The following is a 23,778-nucleotide window of genomic DNA, read 5'->3' as shown; positions in this document are numbered from 1 at the left end:
AGAAACCGTTGACCTGGTTCGCGGACGATGGCCGGAGGCAGAAGAAAAGCCGAGCCACAGAGAACGCCTCACGACGCAGGGCCGCTCGAAGCGGCTAATTTTGGAGCCCGGGGTTACTGTGGCCCGGCGATGAAAAGTGTAGCAAAATCCTTGCTGAGTGCATCCTCCATGAAGTGACATCGCCACGTCTGGTTTGTTTCCGGTTTGTGCGGATTTCGTGACAAGTAGATTGCAAAGCCGATGTTTCCGACATTTTTTGATGATTTTTCGGCTCATATGTGCAACTATCGGTCAACCCTTCAGCGCTGATGGGAACAGTTCGCGCCACGAATGCTAGGAGCACTCTCATGAAGTCCAAGCCGCTACCCGCTGATCCGATGATTCGCGAACTGGTTCGCCGTGCGCAGAGCGCCACGATGAACCGGCGCACCCTCCTCAGCGGTGCTGCGATCGGTGCAACCGGGCTGGCTCTTGCCGCCTGCTCCGCCGATCCCAAGGAACTCACCGCAGCGACCGACACCAGCGCCACGGACAAACTCATCCGCTGGGACAACTGGGCCCTCTATGTCGACGTGGATGACGCGGGCAACTACCCCACCATCGACGCGTTCGAAGCGCAAACAGGCATCACCGTCGAATACACCGAAGCGGTTGACGACAACAACACCTATTACGCCAAGGTGAAGGATCAGCTTTCGCTGGGTCAAGACATCGGCGCCGACGTGATGTGTCTGACCGACTGGATGGCCACCCGTCTCATCCGCTTTGGATACGGCCAGAAGATGGATCGCAGCAAGATGCCCAACGTCGACAACCTGCTGCCGTCGTTGCAGAACGTTGGTTTCGACCCCGGCCGCGAGTTCAGCATCCCGTGGCAGGGCGGTTTTGCCGGCATCGCGTGGAACAAGGAACTGCTCCCCGCCGGCATCGAGTCTGTATCTGACCTGTGGAAGCCCGAACTCAAGGGGCGCGTCGGTGTGCTTTCTGAGATGCGCGACACCATGGGTCTCATCATGCTCGACCAGGGGATCGATATTGCCGGCGAGTGGGGCGACGACGAGTTCAACGCCGCCATCGAAGAGTTCACCAAGCAGGTCTCTGACGGCCAGATTCGTAACATCAAGGGCAACTCCTACAAAGAGGACCTGGTTAATGGCGACACTGTTGCTGCGATCGTGTGGTCTGGCGACATCGTGCAGCTCAACGCGGAAAACGGTGAAAAGTGGGACTTCATCGTTCCCGATGCAGGCGGAACGCTCTGGAACGACAACTTCATGGTGCCGATCGGCAGCCCGGCAAAATCGAACGTAGAAGAAATGATCAACTACTACTACGACCCCGCCGTAGCAGCCGAGGTCGCCGCCTACGTGAACTACATCACTCCCGTGGTCGGCGCGAAAGAAGCAGCCATGGCTATCGACCCAGAATTGGCCGAGAACAAGCTGATTTTCCCGGATGACGAGATGCTCTCGAGAGCATTCGTCTTCCGCGAGCTCGACAGTTCAGAAGAGCAGAAGTTCAACACTGCCTTCCAGAGTGTCGTTCTCGGTGCAGCTTAATGACGACAGACACCTTCGCTGAGAGTGGTGCCGACCTCGAGTTGGTGGGGATCCATAAGCGCTTCCCCGGCTTCACCGCGATTGAAGAACTGAACCTCACCATCCCGGCAGGATCGTTCTTTGCACTGCTCGGCCCCTCGGGCTGTGGCAAGACGACTACGTTGCGACTCGTAGCGGGCCTCGAAGCACCCACATCGGGACGCATCTTGCTCGGCGGCTCTGACGTCACTCATCAGAAGTCGTTTCAGCGCCCGGTGAACACGGTGTTTCAGAGCTATGCCCTGTTCCCGCATATGACCGTGCTCGAAAACGTGGCCTTCGGGTTGCGCCGTCGCAAAATGGCCGACCCGTTGGGTAAAGCCCACGAGGTGCTTCGCCTCGTCGAACTCGATCATCTCGCGAGCCGCCGACCGCAACAGTTGTCGGGAGGCCAGCAGCAGCGAGTGGCGCTGGCCCGCGCTATCGTGAACCGCCCTGCGCTACTGCTGCTCGACGAGCCCCTCGGAGCCCTCGACCTCAAACTGCGTCGCCAAATGCAGCTTGAGTTGAAGACCATCCAAGAGGATGTCGGCCTCACATTCCTTCACGTCACCCACGACCAGGAAGAGGCCATGACCATGGCTGACACCATCGCCGTGATGAACAAGGGTCGCATCGAACAGATGGGTGCGCCTCAAGAACTCTACGAGCTGCCGAGAACATCGTTTGTGGCTAACTTTCTCGGACAGTCCAATCTGTTCACCGGTCCCGTCGTGAACACCACAAGCGCGGGCGTTGCTGTTGATATTGCTGGACACAAAATTGTCGTTCCGATAGACCGCGCCCACCGCACTACGGGCGAAATCACTATCGGTGTGCGTCCTGAGAAATTGACCCTCCACACTGCCGAACCCGCCCAGGATTCCAACGTCAACATAATGGGCCCCGGCCGCGTCACCGACGTCTCGTTCAGTGGCGTGAGCACGCAATATCTCGTAGAGATCAGTGGCGTGGGCCCGATCATTGTGTTCGCCCAGAACATGACCTTTGGCTCTGACGAGAAACTCGGCGACACCGTCTGGGTGAGCTGGGGCGTTGGCCACGGATTTGGTCTCGACGATGATCCGGCGGATGCTCCGCGCTTCGCGGCCGACTTCGACACCCAATCGATCGCGGCGCAGCGGAACCTTGAGGGTGCATAGCGATGGCATTCGCAGCATTCTCGACCACCGCTGCCCCGACATCCGCTGACAGCGCTAAGCGCAAGAGCCCCGTTGCTCTGCTTCTGCTGCTGCCGGGCCTGTTGTATCTGGTTCTGTTCTTTCTCGCCCCACTGGTGTCGCTGCTGCTGACGTCGTTCAAAGTGCCGGCAGAGTTCGGCGACATCGGAGAGTTCAGCTACGCCTTTCGTTGGGAAAACTACACCGACGTCATCACCGCATACTGGCCGCACATTCTTCGCTCGTTTGGATACGCCCTTGCGGCGACGTTCTTCGCACTCATCATTAGCTACCCACTGGCGTACTTCATCGGCGTGAAGGCCCGGCGGTGGCCGCTCATTCAGAGCCTCGCCCTCGTCATGGTCGTGGCTCCCTTCTTCATCAGCTTTCTGCTGCGCACGCTGGCATGGAAGCAAATCTTCGCCGATGAGTCGTTTCTCGTGACATCGCTCAAAGCGGTGTCGCTACTCGCGCCGGATGCTCACGTCACCGGCACGGCGTTTTCGGTAATCTTTGGCCTCACTTACAACTTCATTCCCTTTATGACACTGCCGCTCTACACGACGCTGGAGCGACTCGACGTTCGCTATCTCGAAGCGGGCAGCGACCTCTATGCGAGCCCCTTCCACGTCTTCCGCAAGGTGACGATCCCGCTCTCGATGCCCGGAATCGTGGCAGGAACACTGCTCACGTTCATCCCCGCCGCGGGTGACTACATCAACGCCAGTCGTGAGTTTCTTGGTGGCACCGGCACCCAAATGATGGGAAACGTGATTGAGGCGAACTTCTTAGTGCTGCAAAACTTCCCCGCTGGCGCCGCCCTCTCAATCATCTTGATGGCCGTCATTCTTGTCATGGTGAGCTTCTATGTAAAGAAGTCCGGAACGGAGGACCTGCTGTGAAAAACTCCATCGGCAAGTGGGTGCTGCCCGCCTACAGTGCCTTGGCGCTGCTGATCCTCATGATTCCCATCGGCTACACCTTTGTCTACAGCTTCAACGATTCGCTGAAGTCGAACATCACGTGGCGCGGCTTCACGCTCGACAAGTGGCTCAACGTCTGCAACGTGCAGAACGGTGCCGTCTGCGAGGCTTTCGCCAACAGCATCTTCATCGGTGCTGTTGCGACAGTGCTCGCGACCACCCTCGGCACGATGATCGCCATCGCGATGGTGCGGTATCGGTTCAAGTTCCGCTCGCAACTGAGCCTGTTCTTGTTTCTGCCGATGGCGACGCCCGAAGTTGTATTGGGTGCCGGCCTCGCCGCGCAGTTCCTGTCGATCGGCGTTCCGAAGGACATGCTGACGATCATCCTGGCTCACACCATGTTCTGCATCAGCTTTGTGGTCGTGGCCGTGAAAGCTCGTGTCGCAAGTCTGGACCCGGCGCTCGAAGAAGCCGGTCGCGACCTCTACGGCTCAGCACTTCAGGTTTTTCTGCGCATCACATTCCCGCTGCTGCTTCCCGGAATTTTGGCCGCCGCCCTGCTGTCGTTCGCGTTGTCGTTTGACGACTTCATCATCACGAACTTCAACTCCGGCGCCGTGTCGACATTCCCGAAGTACATCTGGGTGTCGGCAGCGCGCGGCATCCCCGCGGAAGCGAACGTTCTTGCCTCAGCGGTCTTCATTCTCGCCCTGATCGTCGTCGTGACAGTTCAGGTCTCCGGGGCTGCCCGAGCCAAACGGCTCGAGAAGCTGCACCACGCCGGCGTCAACTAGTCGAGAGAGCCTGCGCGAAATAGTTTCGCGCAGGCCGTGAACTCTAGGGCCATGAGCGAATAGCGGGCGGCTCTCGTCGTGAGCTCGCTCGCACGCTCGGGGTTGAGGAGCTCCTGATCATCAGCCACGCTCGTCGAGCCTGACGCCAGGATGCGGCTGAAGGATGCTGCGCGATCCAACGCGACCCCAAAGTCGCCATGAAAAAGGCCGCGCAGAATCTGATCCGCCAGATCTTTAATCTCGTTCGGGCCCGTGGGATTCACTGCTCCCGTGACGGCAGCATCGATCGTGGTGAGAGTGTCGATGCCGCGTTGGAAGAGCAGGCTCGTGCCCACCGCATCCTGCTGGATGACCGCCCGCAGCAAATAGATACGCCAGAGGGCCCCCGGGAGGCTGCTGGGGCTCGATCGCGACCACAGCTCGGCGAGCGCATCAATGCCGTTTTTGTCGGTGTAGGCGACGATGCGGTCAACGACCGCAGGGTCATCGGTGTTGCGTGCGCCATCGACCAGCGCATGGGCTGTATCGTGGGCTGCACGCATTATTTGGGCCGGATCTTCTCCGCCAACATATGTGTCAAACTTATCTGTCGAGTACTGCGTGGGCTTATGGAAATTTTCTGCCATGAGATCACGGTACGCTTAACATGTAGGGCCTGTAGCTCAGTTGGTAGAGCATCGGACTTTTAATCCGCGGGTCCCGGGTTCGAGTCCCGGCGGGCCCACATTTTTCTTCGCTCACACGAGCACGTGATGCGATTCTTTGCGGCTGTCACAGCCGCCCGCGATTAGGCTCCTGACTATGGAGTTACGGGACGCTGCGGGATCGGACTATCTCAGTTTCGAACCCATGGCCTACCAGTTCGAGGATGTGCACACCGATCCGTACGACGCCAACTGGCTTCTGATCGACGGGCGTGCGCGCTGCGGCTCCGAGGAGTGGAACTTTCTCGAGCCCTGCTTGCTCGTGGACGAGGCCCGCAGCCTCGGCACCTGGTTGATGCGCGCTGCTCGTGGGCTCATCGAGCCGCTGGCGGCGGACGGCATGGATGCGCTGCAGCCCACTCAGACCCACCTCGAACCGAACCTCGGATTCGGCGTCGTGAGCTTCGATCCGGCTGCCGTCGTTCTCCGTGTGTTTCTCTGGCTCGAGTCGCAACCTCCGAGCGTGACGAGCGAGCGGGAGTTTTTCGTGGATCTCACGATCTCTCCGCGCGACCTGCGGCACGCCGTCGCGGCCTGGGAGCAGGAGCTCGCCGAGTTTCCTGCCCGCGCCTAACCTGCCGTCTACACTTCACATTCATTCGCACCGCTGTACAAGGAGCCCACCATGTCATCCACTCCCCTCCGCATCGCTGTCACGGGCGGAAATGGCAAGCTCGGGCGCGCGACCGTCGCCGGCCTGCGTGCTGCCGGCCACACCGTCATCGTGCTCGATATGGCTGGCCCCGACCGCAGCCAGTTCACATACGTCGATCTCACCGATTATGGCCAAGTAGTGGATGCTCTCGCTGGTGTCAACGACCGGCATGAGGGTCTGGATGCAGTCGCCCACCTCGGCGCGATTCCTGCCCCCGGCCTCTGGTCTGATGTGGCCACCTTCCACAACAACATGAACGCGACCTTCAACGTCTTTCAGGCCTGCAAGCGGTTGGGCATCACCACCATCGCGTACGCCTCGAGCGAGACCGTGCTCGGGCTGCCGTTCGAGACTCCCCCTCCGTACATCCCGCTCGACGAGGAGTACGAGACACGCCCCGAGTCGACCTACTCGATGGTGAAGCACCTTGAAGAAGAGATGGCGCAGAAGTTTGTGCGCTGGGACCCCACCCTCAGCATCACCGCGCTGCGCTTCTCGAATGTGATGGCCCCCGCCGATTACGCCCAGTTTCCGAGCTTCGATGCGGATGCCCGACAGCGGTCGTGGAACCTCTGGGGTTACATCGATGCTCGCGACGGCGCCGACGCCATCCGTCTGGCTCTGGAAACCTCCCGCCCCGGCTATGACGTCTTCAACATCTTTGCCGCCGACACCGTCATGACCCGCCCCAATGCGGAGTTGCTCGCCGAGGTGTTCCCCGGCGTGGAAGTTCGCGGCGAGCTCGGAGTCAACACGTCGCTCACGTCGATCGCCAAAGCCGAGCGGTTGCTCGGCTGGGTGCCGCAGCACAGCTGGCGGGACTAGCTCAGCCTGACAGCCCTGTCGCTACAGGGCGCCCACACCCGCGATCATTGCCGCAGAGATGGCAGGCAACACGAAGTTATAGGCCACGAGAGCGACCGCGATGACGGCAGCGCTTGCCCACACCACTCTCACGATGCGTGCGTGATTGTCTTCGCGCTCGAGCTCAATGAAGCGATCAATAGCGGTTGGATCGATCGAAAGTTCCGCAGTCGGGTGCCAGGTTCGAGCCTCAGAAGCAGCGTCGATAATTCGCGAGAGTTCGACCGGGGCCAGCACGGCCCTGCGACGCTTCAGCCACCGAGGGAGAGCGCGCGCATCCATGATGCTGACGTCCGCGGGTCTCTGCTTGAAAGTGAAGGATGCCGGTTCGACGATTGCCACAATCGGATGCACGTCCACGGCGACGCCAGCGGCCTTCGCCAACAGTGCGGCCGCGCGCTTCGCTTCGTGGCGGGAGTTGCGGAGGTGGTCCGTTTTCTGGCCCGCCACCATGAGTATGCGTTCGACGACCCAGATCTTCTTTCCGCGATGGCGCTTGGTATTGATGGTGAACACACCGGGCGGCCCGATCACCACGTGGTCGATATCGCTGTCGCCTGATCCCACGGGGACGGCGTGGAGAACAGTCCACTCTGGGCCCAGCTGCGCGAGCAGTTTTCCCACGGCACGCTCTCCGATCGCCCCTGAAAACCAGCTTTGGGCATCCGGATGAACCGGCCTGAAGCCGAAAATGCGACGAAACAGCGAACGCTGCGCCATCGTTTCCTGAACCCGAAACAGCTCCGCTATGACCGAGTAAGCCGCGGGCCGATCGGTGAGATCAGTTGGCGCTGCCGGCCGAGAAACGGGTCGGGCAGCGCGTAGTTCGTCAGTCATTCTTCCCCCACGAGCACTCCCCCTGAGCACCTTCAAAACGAGGCTATCTCGCTTGTTGCTCTCGACCGCGCTGATAACGCCCCCAAACCGGGTCACACCATCTGACCCCGATCGGCAGAAACCGGGGGACGGTGCGCAACTTGCCGCACGATGTTCACCGCGCATCCATGTTCGAGTGCTGGACTACGCCCATGACCGGCTACGTGTCGCAGTACCCTCGACCCGACCACTACGTGTTACATCTCAGCGACGTGCACCTTCTGGCTGATGGTCGGCGCCTGTATGACAGTCTCGACAGTGAAACCAAATTGCGGCAATTGTTTGCCGAGCTCGAAGCATCCGGGTCACGCCCCGAAGCAATCGTGATCACAGGCGACCTCGCTGACAAGGGAGAAGCTGCCGCCTACCGCGCGCTCCGTGAGATCGTTGAGCCGGTCGCCCACCGCCTCGGCGCCCAAGTGGTGTGGGTCATGGGCAACCACGACGACCGCAGCACCTTTACGACCGCCCTGCTTGACGAGCCCGCCACCACAGCGCCCATCGACCGCGTGGTGAACGTGAATGGATTGCGCATCATTGCGCTCGACTCGACCGTTCCCGGCGCCCACCATGGCGATATTTCGGATGCCCAGCTGCTGTGGTTGCAGAACGAACTCGCCACCCCGGCACCCCACGGCACCATTCTCGCCATGCACCACCCTCCGGTGCCCACGGTTCTCGATCTTGCCGTCACCGTCGAACTCCGCTCGCAGAAGGAACTCGCCGCAGTGATTCGCGGCAGCGACATCCGCAGCATCATTGCCGGGCACTTGCACTACTCGACCACTGCAACGTTCGCGGGCATCCCCGTCTCAGTGGCATCAGCGACTTGCTACACGCAAGACCTCAACGTGCCCGTCGGCGGTACGCGCGGTAGGGATGGCGCCCAGTCATTCAACCTCGTGCACGTCTATGACGAAACAGTGCTTCATTCGGTCGTGCCACTGGGCGACTATGGCAGCCTGTCGTACGTCACGCCGGAGGAAACCGCCGGGATTTTGGAGCGCGAAGGAATCACCATCGCGCCGCCCATCAACCCGCACGTCGTGCCCGCCACCGTCGCGGTATAGGGCACGCGCGTAGCGCTACTCTGCTTCGGGCAACTCCCACGGGGCAGCAACCGGGTAGTACTCGTCCAGGAACGAGCGCACGGCCGACGCGCGATCTTCGGCCGAGATCTCGGGGAAGCTGCCATCGTTGAGGCAGAAGAAGTCACTCGAGCGCTTGCGCAACAGCGAGCGCATCTTGCGCAAACCTTCGAGCGAAGTCGTGTCGACGTACTTGACCTTGGCATCCGCCTGAATCATCGCCTTGCCGCTGAGCAGCGCGTAGTAGTGATACAGCGAGTTCGTAACCGACACGTCAGTTGCTTGACGGAATGCGCTCGCGCTCGTGCGGGCAAAGTCTTCTGGGAAGGTGTGCTCGAGCTCTTTCATGACCGAGATGCGCAACGGGGTTGCCGCGTGCTCTAGGTGACGAGTGATCGTGGCACCAAATTTTTCTTGCAAAAGCCGGCGGTTTACACGGGCCGCATTCTCGAAGCCCGACCGCTCAATGCTGCTCGCTCCCAGACCAATACGAGTGCGGGCTTCAATGAACTTCGAGATTCCGCCCGGAGTGAAGAAAGCGGAGGGGCTTACCGAACGGCCGAAGAACATGTCGTCGTTGGAATACAAGAAGTGTTCGCTGAGACCGGGGATGTTGTGCAGCTGACTTTCGACCGCGTGAGAGTTGTGGGTCGGCAGATCGTCGTGGTTCGCGAAGAAATCTTCACTGCGCATCAACGTGACCCGAGGGTGCTCGGCCAACCATGCCGGACGAGGTGAATCAGTGGCAATGTAGATGTTGCGAATCCAGGGGGCGAACAGGTGGATTGAACGCAGCGCGTACTTCAGTTCATCCAACTGCCTAAAACGGGCCTCTGAGTCATCGCCCTCGCCCACAACGAAGTTCGCCATGCGGGCAGCCCGCGCCTTTTGCCATTCCACCTCAGCGCCATCGACCCACGAGAACACGATGTCGATGTCGAACCGGATGTCGCTGGCCAACGGGTCGAACATACCTTTGAGCGTCGGCCACGACTGGCCATAAAACTCGACGGTGTCACTCATTGCTTCACTGCGCGGTAGCCAGCGACGCATGAGAGCGTTTGGGTTGGGCGCAACGACTTCATCGCGCACGTGTTCCCACAGTTCGAGACGCACACCGAAGGGCGCATCGAAGCGGAGCCTTCCGGCGGGTTCAACGCGAGGGCGGAACAGCATCATCGCTTTCGCCTTGATCGCCGAGACCAGCACGCCATCGGCCACGAGCACGGGGCTGTCACGAGCATCCGAGGCGACAGGCTTGCCACTCTCTTTAATGCGCGCTGGCTTCACATAAAACGGCTCATTCTGACACGCAGCGACCAAAGCAATCTTCAGCGCCTTGCGGTCTTTCCAATCGACCGCCAGAACCGGAGTTTCACCGTCTCCACGCACGAGCAGGAAAGAAATCTCCGCATCGTCAAGGACTCCGCGCAGAAACAACAGGTCATCACGCACCGCTTCGCGCGGCGTCAGGGTGTCATTGCTCAGTGCGAGCAGTCCATCGTGCAGAACAACGTCGTCACGGTTCACAACCGCGGGAGAAGAAACATGATCAATCATGGGGGCCCCGTCGTTAAAGCTTGGCTGAGGTGCCCAGCGACCGAAAATCGGTGTGCCGTTAGCTTCTTTGAGAATAGCCGGTACTACGGACAACCGTGGTGTTGCCGCCGACCCACAGTGACACTCCCCCGCGTTAGCCGATCATGGCCCCGCCTCAGAGAGCTAAATCACCACTCCGCCGTAGCCAGCGCTCGACCCAGGGCCGACTATGTCGTGGGTCAACGCAACGGCACCGAACTCATCGTGTACGTTCACTCCGGTGATGCGGAAGAGCTCGTCGGCCTCCACTTCTTCGCCGAAGGGGCCATCCCTGTCGAAGGTGTGGGTCGCATCGATCACGAACGTCACGTCATAGCCGAGGTTGCCACCCACGCGTGCGGTTGTTTCGCAGCAGTGGTTGGTGGTGATCCCGCAGATCACAATCGACTCGATAGCGGATGCTTTCAGCCACTCGTCGAGGTCGGGGGTGCCATGAAAACTCGAGTTCACACTCTTGGTGACAAGCAGATCAGGAGTGCCGGCCAGCATCTCTTTGAACGCGTTGCCTGCAGCGCTCGGATGCAGCGGCGAGGTCTCGTCCTGAGAGTCGTGGCGCACATAGACAATGGGCCAGCCTTTGCGACGCCAGTGCCCGATGAGCACCCCGATGTTCGATTCGCAGTCAGGATTATTGCGAGGCCCCCAGTAGGCAGCATTATCAAAACCTTGCTGTACATCGACAACGATGAGTGCTGCAGCCATTGCGACCTCCGGGTTTAGCCGAGACTTACCCCGAATAGTAGCCCGAGAAGGTACGTTGCGCACTACCTGGCAAGCGACCCCAGTAGACGAAATGGCTAAGCGAGCATGACGAAGGCGATTCCGCTAATTCGGGAGTTTTGGGGTGTGCCAGAGATCCTCATACGGCGGCGGCGCATCGGCAGCTTCCATAGGCTCCAACGGCGGGAACTGCGGATCGTAAACGCCCACACCCGCCCCAGTCGCATCGCAACGGATCGCCGAGGGGACCGTAAGGACCTCAAGAATCCGCGAATCTACTTGCACCAGCCGAACCTCAAACTCCCGTCCATCCGCAATGTCTTCAAGGGAATAGATTCCGTTCTCTTTCGTTGCGTCGCAGAATCGCACGGTTGCAGTGTTCTCGCCCGTCATCTCGACAGATAACGGCAACAGCACCCGAGGTCCCTTGTAGTGCGGCGGAGCCAGACCGTCATCAGTGCTCGTGTACTCGCTTCGCCACCACAAGTACTGACTTTCTGCCCTTTCCCTTTCGCGCGTCGCGGTGAATTGTTCGATACTGAAATCACCGAGATTTATGGCTAGGTCATACCCCAACGACGAGGCTCGAGCAGCCTGCACCCACTCATCACCGCCCAAATCCGAGATGGGCTCGACCGAGTACACAACGTCCGGAGTCTCGAACACCGTCGGCCACACCCCCTCTACTTCCGGCTCCGCAACACAGCTGGAGAGCGTTGCTGAAAGCGCCAACACGACAACCACGGGGGCACAGATCTTCACTACTAAGTTCCTTCGTTTGCATCAGTTGGCCCAACGCTCTGCAACGGCACTACTCCTTAGGGCTGGGGGTGTACCAGAGATCCTCAGACGGCGGCGAGACATCAGCGGCCTCCATCGGCTCCAACGGCGGGAACTGCGGATCGTAAACTCCCACACCCGCCCCAGTCGCATCGCATCGCATTGTCGAGGGGTAGCCTCCAACCTCGATGATCTCCGAACCCTCCCGTTTCAAAAGAACCGCAACCTCCCGCCCATCCGCAAGGACCTCGGGGGGATAGATTCCATCTTCTGCAGTAGCGCTACAGAATCGCACGGTTGCGGTGTGCTCGCCGGTTATCTCAACTGACAGTGGAAGCAGCACCCGCGGGCCCTCTAACTGCGGCGGCGCTTGACCGTCAACCGTGCTCGTGTACTCGCTTCGCCAAGTCTGGAACTGTTCCGCAGCCCTCTCGCGATCACGAGTCGAGGTGAACTGCTCGATGCTGAAATCTCCCAGATTCACCGCCATGCCCAAACCAAATAGAGAGGTTCTGGCGGCTTTCACCCATTCGTTGTCATCCAAATCCGATACCGGCTCGACCGAATACACAACATCCGGAGTCTCATACACCGTCGGCCACACTCGCTCTACCTCCGGCTCCGCAACACAACTGGAGAGCGTTGCGGCAAGCGCCAACACCACGACTACGGGCATACCGATCTTCACTAGGAAATTCCTTCGTTTTCATCAGTTAGAGTGGCGCAACGCACGGACACCGCACTACTCCTGAGGGCTGGGGGTGTACCACAGATCCTCATACGGCGGCGAGACATCAGCAGCGTCCATCGGCTCCAACGGCGCGAACTGCGGATCGTAAACGCCCACACCCGCCCCAGTCGCATCGCACCGGATCGCCGAGGGGACTGTAACGACCTCAAGGATCCGCGAATCTACTTGCGCCAAACGAACGGAAACCTCCCGGCCATCCGCGAGAATCTCGGGGGTGTAGATTTCGTCTTCAGTCGTAGCGTTACAGAATCGCACCGTTGCCGTGTTCTCGCCCGTCATCTCGACAGATAACGGCATCAGCACCTGGGGGCCCTTGTAGTGCGGCGGAGCCAATCCGTCATTGGTGCTCGTGTACTCGCTTCGCCACCACAAGTACTGGTCTTCGGCAGCTTCCCTCGTACGCGTTATGGTGAACTGTTCAATGCTGAAATCGCCGAGGCTTACCGCTAGGTCAACACCAAGGGCCGAAGCTTGAGCAGCCTGCACCCACTCGTTGTCACCCAAATCCGACACCGGCTCGACCGAATACACGATGTCCGGAGTCTCGAACACCGTCGGCCACACCCGCTCTACCTCCGGCTCCGCAACACAACTGGAGAGCGTTGCGGCAAGCGCCAACACAACGACTACGGGGGCACAGATCTTCACTAGTAAATTCCTTCGTTTGCATCACCCTGAGCTGCCGCATACGCCTGCTCGTATCGAACAAGCCAGCCGTCAGTTCTGAACTCCTCTGCCACACCGCCCGATTGGTAAAATCCGGCGAGCCAGCCTTGCTCTTCTCCTGCCAGGCCACTGAAGCGCGGATAGCCACCCACCCTGTCCGTGCCGAGAATGTCGTGGAGTGCGACTGCGTTCGCGAATTCGGCGTGGCTCAGCGCTTCGCCGCGGAGCAGATCGGCGTTTTTATCTAAAGCTGCAGCTGTGGAGTGATCTGAAAACACGCGATCAAGGGCTTCTCCCACGATCGCGTCGGTGATCGCACCGGCTCCGGCTTCCACCAAACTACCGCCGGGGATCGGGAGTAGGCCGAGCACCAGACCGGCGGCATCCCCTGCGCTGGAGATCTCGGCCTGAAGCTCTAGGTCACTGCGCTCAGCCGCTCCCATGAGCGCCCCCGCTCCGCCGCCGTCGATCAGACCGCTCACGACGTTCGATCGAACCATTGCGCTCTGAATGTCGTCCACCGAGCTGTTTGGGCCCAACGCGTCGAAATAGCCTTCTGACAATTGCAGAGCCGCACTGCGAAGCACGACAGCGCCGCTCGGATTACCGGCCACTTGCCCCAAGACCTCGCCTAGCTGATTTAGATCAACATTGGGCCCCGAGCGATACTCACCGTCGGAAGTCTCCCACGTCATGTATTGCAGATCAGCAACACGAGGCACAAACGCCCCCTCGGCTTCTGCTGCAGCGAAACCGTCGAGGTGCAGAGAAAGGGCTCCCGCGAGATCTACTGCTGCTTCGTCTGTGAGTTTCTCAACCCCAAAGACAGGGTTAGCCGCTAACTCTCTGATGATCTGGGCGGTCATCGAAGCTTCCTGTTGCCCTATGCCGCCCTCTGCGCCGTCGTAGTCGAAGTTCGCATTCGGGCCGCCTTCTACCTGGGCCGCCCCAAACCACAATGCGGCGACCCCGTCGAAGCCTGTCGGGGATGCCCAATCTCGCTCGCCAAACCAGTACCCGATGCGGGAGCCGCCCTGACCGGGGTCGGCAAGAAAATCGAAAGCCTGCTCCGGATACAATCCCAGCGTCTCAAAGACGCGATCCGCAGCGTCAAGCATGGAGGTGGAAAGAGCTTCATCCGCGCTTAGATCCTTGAAACCTTCGGAGCGCAAGTCCTCAGCGATCATCATCTGCAAAACCCCTGCTTGAAGGGGTGATTCTGAATCGCTGAGGAAGAACCCATTTTCGCGTTCCATGACATCGATTTCGTTTGCAACAGCCAGCGAAAGCTGAGAGCCCATCGGCGCCTCTGCCGAATCAGAAAATAAGAAGGCGATCGCGCCATTGACATTCGTCCAGGCTGGACCGCCGTCTGCACTCGTGACATTTTCTTGCAAAATAGTGCTCGCAAATTCAGTGGCGGTCTCTGCTGACCACGATTCGGAACCCAGCGATAGCCCGTTGCGGAGTGCCTGCGCTAACAGAATCGACGGCAGACTTTGCGGTGGTGTTTCGGGGTTCGCCTTCGTCTCCATCCAAAAATCTTGACCGAGTCGATCGATGAGATTTACCGTTTGAGCGCCGCCGAGCTTCTGAAAGAACGATGACATGACCTGCTCATTAGAGCCGTACGCTGCCATCAGCTCAGCAAAAGCCTCACGTTGATCGTCCGACGAACCTGATGAGAGATACTCTTCGGCCAGGCCTCGCATGGCCTCAGCGATCTCGTCTGGTTCAAGATCATCAACCCCAGCAATTCCCACTCGCGTAAATTGCGCGCGGATCAGCGGCCACGACGTCGGGATCGCACTCGCTAGTGCAGAAATCAGGGCGTCTTCAGCGTCCTGTCGTTGCCGAGCAAGAACCATGATGTTGTAGGCCGCTTCAGCACTGGCTTCAACCGCGCGCGCTCGCTCCCACGCCTCTTCGACTCGGCCGGGGATGTTCAGGAAGGATTCTTCCGGCAGCGACCACACCACGTTCTGGGCGTGAACAAGCACTTCTTGTGCATCTCGAGTCTGCGCTTTAATTCGTTCAAAGTCATCAACGTAAGTGCTCATGGCCGCCGCGATGTCGCCCGTGACCCGCTCGACCTCCAGCGAAGAATTGGCGGAGATACGAGCGGTACTTCGCCACGCTTCGCCTGAATCGCCGCTCCACACTGAATCACTAATCGAAGAGACGAATCCCATCGTTGCCTGACGAATTTCTGCGAATTTTGCTTCGGAAAGACGAAGGGCGGATACCCCAGCGGCTAACCCGCTAGCGCTGCCCTGTTCCGGGTTTAACCACTCCCACTGCGGCACGGCTACCCCTTCGCCGCCGACGCAAGGTCAGCATCCGCCTGCTCGAAAGCGGCAGCCGCCATACTGGCGCTCACCCCGGCAGCACGAATCCTGCCCTCAAAACCGTGCGCAGCCACGCGGGCCCACATGTTGACATCTTCAATGGCAGCAACGATCGCGGCGCTACACGAGTCACTCGCGTCGATAGAGAGGTTGTCGGGCACCGCGTCGGCGACGTGGCTAAGCCGTACAGCAATATCGGAGACCGCGGCGGTGTCTATGTGCAAATCATCGGCCATCGTGGCGCTCACTTACCTTTCAGGTCGACCAGCTCTTGAGGACCCAGCCGCAGAGACCACGACGGTGCCAGAGCCAAACGCTCGGATCCGGCAGGTGGCACCCAGCTCAACGTGCTTGAGAGCGGAGAGATAATCAAATATTAGCTCAAGTTCACACCGAAGAGGAGCCCAAGGAGGTACGTTGCGGTAGCGGCGCCGTAGCCAATCGCAAGTTGACGCAGTGCCCGCTTGAGCGGCGAAGCACCGGAGAGTAGGCCGACGATGGAGCCGGTGACGAGCAGAGCGATTCCGACCAGCAGCGACGCGATCACCACGGCGGCAAGCCCTTCTGCACCGAACAAGTAGGGCAGCACGGGAATTACCGCGCCCGACGCGAAGAAGCAGAAGCTGGATGCCGCAGCTCCCAGAGCCGAACCGATCGGGTTGTGCTCTGGTGTTGCGGTCGCGGCTTCCGTCGTGCGCCCCGCGAGTACTTCAGCGGCGTGCAACTCGGCTTCGTGGGTGCTCATGCCGCGAGCGCGGTAGACCAGCGCCAGTTCGTTTTCGTCGACGTCGAGGTGCGTGACGGAATCCACCGCGACCGGGCCGTGGGCCGCCGCCGCCTCAAGCTCCAGTTGGGAACGCACTGACACGTATTCACCCGCGGCCATCGAGAGCGCTCCAGCGAGAAGCCCGGCGACGCCGGCGAGCAGCACGACGGCGTTCGGCAGCCCGGCAGCACTCATGCCCAGTACGAGGGCGAGGTTCGAGACGAGCCCATCGTTAGCTCCGAACACTGCAGCGCGGAAAGTTCCCGAGAGGCGTTGGCGCCCGCGGGTGGCCAGAGCGCGCACGACTTCCTCGTGCACGGCTTCATCGGCGGCCATCGTGTCGGTCGCGTCGTCGTCATCCAGATACGGCGACCGTGACTCGGCGCGCTGGGCAAGGGCGAGCACAAAGACAGAGCCGAAGCGACGAGCCAAGAAGCCGAGCATCCGGGTTCGGGGGTCAGTGGGCAGCGGGCGACCGGCCTGCTCCCCCAGCAGCGTCAGCCAGTGGTCTTCGTGGCGCTTTTCGGCAGCAGCAAGCGCCAGCAAAATCTCGCGTTCTTCACCCGCGCGACGGGAGGCGAGATCCCGGTACACGGCCGCTTCAGCGCGTTCGGCGGCGAGATAACGTCGCCACCGCCGCACATCGCGGGCTCGGGGTGTTGAACTCACGACAGGCTCCTTAGGCCGAGAACTCGACGCCCCACGTTGCAGCGAACTCGACGCCGGGCTCAAGCCAGAGCAGTCCGCGCCCCGTGTTGAAGGCGTTGGGGGCTGCCGTCATCGGCTCGATCGCGACAACCTGGCCGATGCCGGTGAGCGTCGGAAAGTTGCGCGGCGTGAAGAGCTGCACGAAGTCGAAGTTCTCGTCGACCGTCACCCGTACCTCACGGCCATCGGGCGCGGTGAGGCGCGCGGCAACACCCTCGACGACCTCGACGCCACCGAATGCAGTGTCGAAATCGAGTTCGCCGACCGGGCGCCCCGCGCTGAGGTCGAACTCAGTGCCGGCAACAGCGACTTCACCGGTCGGGATGAGGCGCTCGTTCGACTCGAAGCGAGTGGCGGCGGTCATCGTGAGGGTCAGCTCCGCGATGGGAGTGTCACCGATCTTGAAGAAGGGGTGGGTTCCGAGCGCATACGGGGCGGCGGCATCCGACAGGTTGGTGGCGGTGTGGCTGACGCGCAGGCCGTCCTCGACGAGTTCGTAACGCACCGTGGTGTGTACGTGAAAGGGGTAGCCGTGTTGCGGGAAGATCGTCGCGCCGAGGGTGACCGAACCTTCGGTGCGTTCGATCAGCGAGTAGCCGGCATTGCGCAGCAGCCCGTGAATCGCGTTGTTGCGGTCGCGCTCGGTGATGTCGAGAGTCTGCGGCTCACCGTCAAGCATCCAGGTACCGTCTTCGATGCGGTTCGGCCACGGCACCAACACGATTCCATCCGCAAAGGGTGGCATCGCCGATTCGGCGTAGGATTCCACGAGTTCAACCCCACCAATGCTGAACTCACGCAATGAGGCGGCAAGTTCGGTGATGGTCGCTCGCGCTTCACCCTGCTCGGTGGCTCGAGTGATGATGTACTGGGTTCCGGTAGGCGCGTTCACCGCATCAGCCTACCGGCGCAGACGCAACAACGAAGGAAGCAGCCATGTCAGATATTCGCGATGACGTTCTTCACGACTTTGAGGCCGTGTTCGGGCACCCCGCCAGCGGCGTCTGGTCGGCTCCCGGCCGGCTCACTTTGCTCGGTGCCGCCGATAGCCCTGAGACGGATGCCGAACTCTCCCTAGCCATCAACCGTCGCACGGTGCTGGCCGCTTCCCTTCGCTCCGACCGCACCGTACGCATCGCGAGCGCCCTCGTCGATGAGCTCGTCTCGATCGAACTCGACGAGCTTGCCGACACTGAGGTGCAGGGTTGGAGTCGTATCGCGCTCGCTATTGTGCACGAAGTATTGGCGACATCCGACACCGCAGCGTCGCTCACCGGCGTTGACGTGTTCATCGATACCACCGTGCCGGTGGGCGCGGGTCTCGGCTCCTCGGCCGCGCTCGAGGCAGCCTTGGCCCTCGCGCTCAGCGACCTGTGGAACCTCGGCGAGCACGCGGCTCACCTGGCTGAACACGCCGATGTTGCAGCGAGTGTCTTCGCCCTCGATGATCACGCCCTCGTGCGCCTTGAGGGCGAGGAACGCCCCGAGCCGCTCCCCCTCGACTGGCAGACGGCCGGTCTCGAGCTTCTCGTCATTGATACCGACGCTCCCACCGCCGACGCGTTCGATACCGCCGCAGCGGATGACGAAGTGCGCCGCACGCTGCACTCCGTTACCGAAAACCAACGGGTGCGCGACGCGGCTCTCGCCATTCGCGATGAAACCCCTCGCTTGCTCGGCGCCCTGCTCGATGCTTCGCATGCGAGCCTGCGCGACGACTACGGCATCTCCACCACCGAGGTTGACCTTGCCGTCGAAACCGCTCTGGCCGCCGGCGCTTTAGGGGCGCGGATGCTCGGCCGCCCGTTCAGCGGAGTCGCCGTCGCTCTCGTCGATACCGACACGGCATCCCGGGTGCGGGTAGCTCTCGATGGAGCCTTCGCTGAGCACGCTTGGGGCCAGCCCACCGTTACGGCCGTCTCGCCCTCGATGGGAGCACTGCGCGACCGCTAAGCGGCCGTGTTACTCGCTGACGATTTTCAGCACTAGCGCGATGGCGAAGCCGAACGCCACCACGGTGCCTGCCCAGACCCAGAGTCGAGCCCACGGAAAACGACGCTTACGCGGGGCGCGTTTAACGGGACCGCCCTGCGGCTGCGCCGAACGCTTCGACGACACCGTTACAGCCGCTCAGCCGCGTCGACGACGTTCTTCACGAGCATCGCGCGGGTCATGGGGCCAACGCCACCGGGCATCGGTGACAGGAAGCCGGCGATCTCAGCAACAGCCGGATCAACGTCTCCGACGAGACGGCCCTTTCCGGTTGCTTCGTCGATCACGCGAGTGATTCCCACGTCGAGCACGGCGGCGCCCGGCTTGATCCACTCGGGGCGAATCAGCGCGGCAGAACCCACGGCGGCAACCACGATGTCCGCCTGGCGAACGTGGGTCTCCAGCTGGGTCGTGCGGGAATGCGTGAGGGTGACCGTGGCATCCAGCCCCTTGCGGGTGAGGAGCAAACCGATCGGGCGACCGACCGTGAGGCCACGACCGACAACAACAACGTGCTTGCCCGCGATCGGAACGTCGTAGCGTTCCAACATTTCGACGATTCCGGCCGGGGTGCAGGGCAGCGGCGAGTCGAGCTTCGTGCCGACGCCGAGCACGAGACGACCGAGGTTAGTGGGGTGCAGGCCATCCGCGTCCTTGGCGGGGTCCATGAGTTCGAGCATCGCGTTCTCATCGAGACCGGCGGGCAGCGGCAACTGAATGATGTAGCCGGTGACGGCAGGGTTCTCGTTCAACGCCACAATGGCATCCCGAACTTCATCAGCGGATGCCGTGGCCGGCAAGTCGACGCGAATAGATTCGATGCCCACCTCGGCGCAGTCGCGGTGCTTGCCGGCAACGTAGGAACGACTTCCGGGGTCGTCGCCCACGAGAAGGGTGCCGAGGCCCGGAGTGATGCCGCGAGCCTTGAGGGCATCCACGCGTACGCGCAGTTCGTTCTTTACGGCGGTGGCCGTGGCGACACCATCAAGCTTTACTGCGGTCATCGTTTTCCGTTCGAATCGGGCCCCTGCTCTGAGCGGCCACCTACACAACTGCCATCTCCATTAAACGCTAAACGGCCGGCCATCGTTTTCACCGCCTCGGAGCACCCCCGGCGAAGCGTCAGACGGAGTTGATTATGACGCGTCTAGCCAAATCCGCTGCCAGAGCCGGATCAAAGGTGGCGGCACCCGCAACGGCGGCATTAGCGGATGCTGCCCCCGACGCGATGGCAAGGGCGGCAGCCAGCGAACCACCTTGAGAGAGAGTGGCGAGTATGCCTGCGAGGTAGCTGTCGCCGCTACCGACCGGGTAACGCCCGGCGGGGGCATCCAGTCGCGCACTCCACGTGCCCGTGCTATCGATTCCCACTGAGCCGGCCACGCCGTCGGTCACGATAACGGTGCCGCCCGTGATCGTGCGAAGTTGCGCGGCGAGACTCGCAGCGCTGGCGTCAGCGCCGAGCAGTTCAGCGGCTTCGTGCCGGTTGACTTTGACGAGCGCCGGCTTAAGCTCTGAGGCAACACGCCCCAGCACGGGGCCGTGCGTGTCGATCGCGATGGAATCGCCCTGAGCCACCCGCGCAGCGAGAGCGTCGAGAAGGAGTTGTGGGTCAACCGTGGCGGGGATGCTGCCCGAGAGCGCCGTCCACCCTCCAGCCGGCTCGGCGGCGAGCGCGGCACACAGTTGTGACTGTTCGGTGGCGCTGAGGTCAGGCGCCGGTTCGTAAAACTCTGTGAGCCCCAACCCGTCGATGGCAGTCACGCAGCTGCGGGTCTGCTGCCAGACGGGAACGGTGGTCACGGCCACCCCCTCGGCGGCGGCAAGTTCAGAAACAAGCGCACCGATGTGACCGCCGGACGGCATCACTACTGATGCACTCACCCCCAGGCGGTGAGCAGCCCGCGCGAGGTTCAGACCTTTGCCCCCGGGGGAACGCAGCACGGTATGAGGCCGGTGAATCTCTCCGACGGCCACCTCATCCACTAGGTACGTGACGTCGAGGGAAGGGCTCAGCAGTAGAACCGTGATCACGCCAGGTGCTCCCGCAGTTGAGCGAGCGTTGCCTGCGCGCCGGTGCCGCCGGAGGCGCGCGTCGAGAGCGAGCCTGCCACCGCCGCCCAGCGAACGCGGGTTTGCTCGTCGGCTACTCCATGGGCGGCTGCAGCAATGTAGCCAGCGTCGAAGCTGTCACCGGCGCCTGTGGTGTCTACAACATCGAGGCGGATGCCCGGAGCGCGCACCGTCGTGCCGTCCGGCGACCTCGACCATCCGCCCGCTGCGCCATCCTTCACCACGACGCGGCATTCGATCTCCCCCACCGCCGCAGTGATGGCATCAAGTTCAGCGCGATTGGGCAGCAACACATCGATCAGCGGAAGCACGTCGCCCAGACCTGCCCACTCGTCGGCCGGGTCCCAATTGGTATCGAGGCTGGTGCGAATCCCCTGCGCTTTGAGCTCCACCAACAACGCCGGGAGCCCCGCAGTGAACTCCGGCATCAGGAAGGGCGAAGCAAAGTGCACCCAGCGGGCCTGAGAAGACTCCACGGCCGCGAGCACGTGAGCGCTCGTGAGCAGTGGCACCGTTCCCGGCAGAGTGAGAATTGCACGATCATCCGCTGTCGAAAGGATTACCGAGATGCCGGTCGGAACCTGTGGGTCAACGTGCAACGCAGAGACATCCACCCCGGCGGCGACCAAGGAATCGCGCATCACTCGGCCGAATTCATCGTCACCGATCACTGCGACAACAGACGTGGGAACCCCCAGCTGGGCGAGCCCAGACGCCATGATGCACGCGCTGCCGCCGAGCACGAGGCTCGCTTGCTCCAGAAGCTGCTCGACCTGCCCGAATCGGGGAACAACATCGCCGCGCACGACAAGATCGACATTCGCGTCGCCGACAACGAGCACCGGGTATTGAGCGGTCATCCGCGTAGTCCTGTCATGGTCATGGTTTGAATGAACTGTTTTTGAGCAAACAGGAAGAACAGGATGAGGGGCATCGTGGCGACCACATTTGCTGCCATGAGAAGACTCCACTGCGTGCGTCGCGTTCCCTGGAAATTGGCGATACCCAACTGCAGGGTAAACGCGTTGTCGTTGTTGATTGCGATGAGGGGCCAGACCAAGTCATTCCAGGATCCCAGCAGTGTGAAAATCGCCAGCGTCGCGAGCGCTGGCTTAGCCAGAGGAAGAATGATGCGAAAGAAAATCTGCCAGCGAGAGGCTCCATCAATTCGACCTGCTTCTTCAAGCTCACGAGGAAGCGACATGAAGAACTGTCGCATCAAAAACACTCCGAAGGCGGTCGCGAGCCAGGGCACGATTGCAGCTCCGAGACCATCGACGAGACCCAAGCGTGAGAACAGCACGTAGGTCGGGATCATGAGCAGTTGGGTCGGGATCATGATGGTGCCCAGAATCGCGAATATGCCGAAATTTCTACCCCGAAAGGTCAGCCGGGCAAAGCCGTAGCCTGCCAACGAACAGAACACGAGGTGGGAGGCGATCCCGGTCACCGACACGATCGTGCTGTTGAGGAGCCAGAGCATGATGTCGGTGTTCTGAAAGAGCAAGATGAACCCGGTGAAATCGATTCGAGAGGGGATGAAGGGCGGCGGATAACTCACGAGTTCTTTGGCGGGAGAGACTGATGCCATAAACATCTGCACGAATGGCAAGAGAAAGAGCAGGGCAATAGGAGCGAGCACGAAGTGCCATCCGCTCATTCGGCGCCGACGTGGAGTTCGAGCGCGAGCAACCGGGGCAACCGTGGTCTGAACAGCTTCATCGACGGTGGGGCGCGAATCAAGGGCGGTCATCAGAATGCGTCCTGTCCTCGGCGACGCGAATACAACACGACACCGATGGTGATAACGAGGGTGAGAGCGAAGAGGGCGTACGCCACCGCTGAGCCGTAGCCGAATTCGAGCCGGCGGAATGCTTGCTCCCAGAGGTAATAAACGATCGTTTTGGTGGAGTCGAGCGGCCCGCCTCGCGTCGTCGTGTAGACGAGGTCAAAGAGCTGGATAGCTCCAATGGTTTGCCAGATGGTCACGAAAATGGTCACCGGGCGAAGCGAGGGCCACACGACATTCCAGAACGACTGCCACGGGGTCGCTCCGTCGAGCCGAGAGGCTTCGAGAAGCTCGGGCGACACGTCTTGCAACGCGGCGAGATAGATCACCGTGGTGAAGGCCGCTTGCCCCCACAACGACATCAGCGCAATCACGAACATGGCTTGCGTCTGGTCTTCGAGCCATCCCTGAGCGGGAAGTCCGAGAACACGCAACACATTGTTGACCAACCCGAACTGAGGGTTGAACAGGTAGGTCGAGAGAATTCCGGTCGCCGCTGCTGAGGCGACGAAGGGTACGAAGATAGCTGTGCGGTACAACCCGATGAAGCGGATCTTGCGGTTGAGCGCCACTGCGAGAAAGAGGCCTGCCAGCACCGACATCGGCACAAAGAGTGCCGTGTAGATACCGGTGTGCATCACCGCTGCGGCGAAATCCTCGTCCGTAACGAGCGCGGAGTAGTTGTCGAGACCAACGAACTCAGGTTCGCTGAAGCCATTCCATTCCTGGAGCGACAGGATAAACGACCAGACGGCGGGAAAGAACGATAGTCCCAGCACCAGAATTGACGCTGGTGCGACGAAAAGCCAACCGCTCAGGTCGTCACGAAAACGACGACGAGACCGCTGCGCGCGCTGCACACCTGGGGATCGGAGGGGCGGCTTCAGCAACGGTCTCGTTGTCATGATTTCCTTCTATTCC

The 23,778-nt window shown here is 61.1% G+C and carries 25 protein-coding genes and 1 tRNA gene; 9 read left to right on the top strand and 17 right to left on the bottom strand.

What is annotated here, in order from left to right; translation table 11 throughout:
• Positions 1-347: 347 nt before the first annotated feature.
• The 4 genes from I6E58_RS04520 to I6E58_RS04505 are packed head-to-tail and all read left to right on the top strand — an operon-like array spanning position 348 to position 4,478.
• Positions 348-1,559 (top strand): PotD/PotF family extracellular solute-binding protein, encoded by a 1,212-nt coding sequence (locus I6E58_RS04520; RefSeq protein WP_197130873.1) that lies wholly within the window; start codon positions 348-350, stop codon positions 1,557-1,559.
• Positions 1,559-2,740: an ABC transporter ATP-binding protein gene (locus I6E58_RS04515; protein ID WP_197130870.1), complete on the top strand. Its 1,182-nt coding sequence runs from the start codon at positions 1,559-1,561 to the stop codon at positions 2,738-2,740. The genes I6E58_RS04520 and I6E58_RS04515 overlap by 1 nt, the downstream gene beginning before the upstream one ends.
• Positions 2,741-2,742: 2 nt before the next feature.
• Positions 2,743-3,660 (top strand): ABC transporter permease, encoded by a 918-nt coding sequence (locus I6E58_RS04510; protein ID WP_197130848.1) that lies wholly within the window; start codon positions 2,743-2,745, stop codon positions 3,658-3,660.
• Positions 3,657-4,478 carry an ABC transporter permease gene (locus I6E58_RS04505; RefSeq protein WP_197130844.1) on the top strand — a complete coding sequence of 274 codons (822 nt, stop codon included), beginning with the start codon at positions 3,657-3,659 and terminating at the stop codon, positions 4,476-4,478. Before I6E58_RS04510 ends, I6E58_RS04505 begins: the two co-directional genes overlap by 4 nt.
• Here I6E58_RS04505 and I6E58_RS04500 read toward each other — a convergent pair.
• The gene (locus tag I6E58_RS04500) at positions 4,475-5,104 is read right to left on the bottom strand and encodes a DNA-directed RNA polymerase subunit beta (protein ID WP_197130842.1); all 630 of its coding nucleotides are present in this window, start codon (positions 5,102-5,104) and stop codon (positions 4,475-4,477) included. The genes I6E58_RS04505 and I6E58_RS04500 overlap by 4 nt on opposite strands.
• Before the next feature lie 25 nt (positions 5,105-5,129).
• On the opposite strand from I6E58_RS04500, the gene I6E58_RS04495 reads away from it, so the two are divergent.
• The 3 genes from I6E58_RS04495 to I6E58_RS04485 all read left to right on the top strand — a co-directional run bounded on the left by I6E58_RS04495 (position 5,130) and on the right by I6E58_RS04485 (position 6,662).
• A tRNA-Lys gene (locus I6E58_RS04495) sits at positions 5,130-5,202 on the top strand.
• Between the two features lie 77 nt (positions 5,203-5,279).
• On the top strand, positions 5,280-5,756 hold the full coding sequence (locus I6E58_RS04490; protein WP_197130839.1) for a hypothetical protein: 477 nt from the start codon (positions 5,280-5,282) through the stop codon (positions 5,754-5,756).
• Positions 5,757-5,807: 51 nt separating this feature from the next.
• Entirely contained in the window at positions 5,808-6,662 is an 855-nt protein-coding gene (locus I6E58_RS04485; protein ID WP_197130836.1) for an NAD(P)-dependent oxidoreductase, read from the top strand.
• A gap of 21 nt (positions 6,663-6,683) precedes the next feature.
• Here the strand turns inward: I6E58_RS04485 and I6E58_RS04480 are convergent, their stop codons facing one another.
• The gene (locus I6E58_RS04480) at positions 6,684-7,538 is read right to left on the bottom strand and encodes a nuclease-related domain-containing protein (RefSeq protein WP_197130833.1); all 855 of its coding nucleotides are present in this window, start codon (positions 7,536-7,538) and stop codon (positions 6,684-6,686) included.
• A gap of 191 nt (positions 7,539-7,729) precedes the next feature.
• On the opposite strand from I6E58_RS04480, the gene I6E58_RS04475 reads away from it, so the two are divergent.
• The gene (locus I6E58_RS04475; RefSeq protein ID WP_197130830.1) at positions 7,730-8,647 is read left to right on the top strand and encodes a phosphodiesterase; all 918 of its coding nucleotides are present in this window, start codon (positions 7,730-7,732) and stop codon (positions 8,645-8,647) included.
• 15 nt (positions 8,648-8,662) lie between these two features.
• Here the strand turns inward: I6E58_RS04475 and I6E58_RS04470 are convergent, their stop codons facing one another.
• From I6E58_RS04470 to I6E58_RS04430, 9 genes are all read right to left on the bottom strand, one after another.
• Positions 8,663-10,225 (bottom strand): stealth family protein, encoded by a 1,563-nt coding sequence (locus tag I6E58_RS04470; protein WP_197130828.1) that lies wholly within the window; start codon positions 10,223-10,225, stop codon positions 8,663-8,665.
• Between the two features lie 162 nt (positions 10,226-10,387).
• Positions 10,388-10,966, bottom strand: coding sequence for a cysteine hydrolase family protein (locus I6E58_RS04465; protein WP_197130826.1), 579 nt, complete (start codon positions 10,964-10,966; stop codon positions 10,388-10,390).
• Between the two features lie 123 nt (positions 10,967-11,089).
• Positions 11,090-11,746, bottom strand: a complete 657-nt coding sequence (locus tag I6E58_RS04460) for a hypothetical protein (protein WP_197130825.1) — start codon at positions 11,744-11,746, stop codon at positions 11,090-11,092.
• A gap of 49 nt (positions 11,747-11,795) precedes the next feature.
• Positions 11,796-12,452, bottom strand: a complete 657-nt coding sequence (locus I6E58_RS04455) for a hypothetical protein (protein ID WP_197130824.1) — start codon at positions 12,450-12,452, stop codon at positions 11,796-11,798.
• Between the two features lie 54 nt (positions 12,453-12,506).
• Entirely contained in the window at positions 12,507-13,163 is a 657-nt protein-coding gene (locus tag I6E58_RS04450; protein ID WP_197130823.1) for a hypothetical protein, read from the bottom strand.
• A complete protein-coding gene (locus tag I6E58_RS04445) occupies positions 13,163-15,373 on the bottom strand; it encodes a hypothetical protein (protein ID WP_197130822.1) in 2,211 nt (736 codons plus the stop codon). Before I6E58_RS04445 ends, I6E58_RS04450 begins: the two co-directional genes overlap by 1 nt.
• Before the next feature lie 116 nt (positions 15,374-15,489).
• Entirely contained in the window at positions 15,490-15,777 is a 288-nt protein-coding gene (locus tag I6E58_RS04440) for a hypothetical protein (RefSeq protein ID WP_197130820.1), read from the bottom strand.
• Positions 15,778-15,905: 128 nt separating this feature from the next.
• Positions 15,906-16,964 carry a VIT1/CCC1 family protein gene (locus I6E58_RS04435; RefSeq protein ID WP_197130818.1) on the bottom strand — a complete coding sequence of 353 codons (1,059 nt, stop codon included), beginning with the start codon at positions 16,962-16,964 and terminating at the stop codon, positions 15,906-15,908.
• A gap of 10 nt (positions 16,965-16,974) precedes the next feature.
• On the bottom strand, positions 16,975-17,895 hold the full coding sequence (locus tag I6E58_RS04430; protein WP_197130816.1) for an aldose 1-epimerase family protein: 921 nt from the start codon (positions 17,893-17,895) through the stop codon (positions 16,975-16,977).
• A 44-nt stretch (positions 17,896-17,939) separates the two neighbouring features.
• On the opposite strand from I6E58_RS04430, the gene I6E58_RS04425 reads away from it, so the two are divergent.
• Entirely contained in the window at positions 17,940-18,956 is a 1,017-nt protein-coding gene (locus I6E58_RS04425) for a galactokinase family protein (protein WP_197130813.1), read from the top strand.
• A gap of 9 nt (positions 18,957-18,965) precedes the next feature.
• Here I6E58_RS04425 and I6E58_RS04420 read toward each other — a convergent pair whose 3' ends face one another.
• The 6 genes from I6E58_RS04420 to I6E58_RS04395 form a co-directional block, all read right to left on the bottom strand.
• Positions 18,966-19,121, bottom strand: a complete 156-nt coding sequence (locus tag I6E58_RS04420) for a hypothetical protein (RefSeq protein WP_168187195.1) — start codon at positions 19,119-19,121, stop codon at positions 18,966-18,968.
• Positions 19,122-19,123: 2 nt separating this feature from the next.
• Positions 19,124-19,999 carry a bifunctional methylenetetrahydrofolate dehydrogenase/methenyltetrahydrofolate cyclohydrolase gene (locus tag I6E58_RS04415; RefSeq protein WP_197130809.1) on the bottom strand — a complete coding sequence of 292 codons (876 nt, stop codon included), beginning with the start codon at positions 19,997-19,999 and terminating at the stop codon, positions 19,124-19,126.
• A gap of 118 nt (positions 20,000-20,117) precedes the next feature.
• Positions 20,118-21,029: a PfkB family carbohydrate kinase gene (locus I6E58_RS04410; RefSeq protein ID WP_197130806.1), complete on the bottom strand. Its 912-nt coding sequence runs from the start codon at positions 21,027-21,029 to the stop codon at positions 20,118-20,120.
• Positions 21,026-21,928 carry a carbohydrate kinase family protein gene (locus I6E58_RS04405; RefSeq protein ID WP_197130804.1) on the bottom strand — a complete coding sequence of 301 codons (903 nt, stop codon included), beginning with the start codon at positions 21,926-21,928 and terminating at the stop codon, positions 21,026-21,028. The genes I6E58_RS04410 and I6E58_RS04405 overlap by 4 nt, the downstream gene beginning before the upstream one ends.
• Positions 21,925-22,821 carry a carbohydrate ABC transporter permease gene (locus I6E58_RS04400; RefSeq protein WP_197130802.1) on the bottom strand — a complete coding sequence of 299 codons (897 nt, stop codon included), beginning with the start codon at positions 22,819-22,821 and terminating at the stop codon, positions 21,925-21,927. The genes I6E58_RS04405 and I6E58_RS04400 overlap by 4 nt, the downstream gene beginning before the upstream one ends.
• Positions 22,821-23,762 carry a carbohydrate ABC transporter permease gene (locus I6E58_RS04395; protein ID WP_197130800.1) on the bottom strand — a complete coding sequence of 314 codons (942 nt, stop codon included), beginning with the start codon at positions 23,760-23,762 and terminating at the stop codon, positions 22,821-22,823. The genes I6E58_RS04400 and I6E58_RS04395 overlap by 1 nt, the downstream gene beginning before the upstream one ends.
• Between the last annotated feature and the right edge of the window lie 16 nt (positions 23,763-23,778).

This window comes from Salinibacterium sp. SWN1162 (genome assembly GCF_015864675.1).
GTDB lineage: Bacteria > Actinomycetota > Actinomycetes > Actinomycetales > Microbacteriaceae > Rhodoglobus.
Note: the sequence above shows the minus strand (reverse complement) of the source record. Positions and strands in the feature narration are given on the sequence as shown.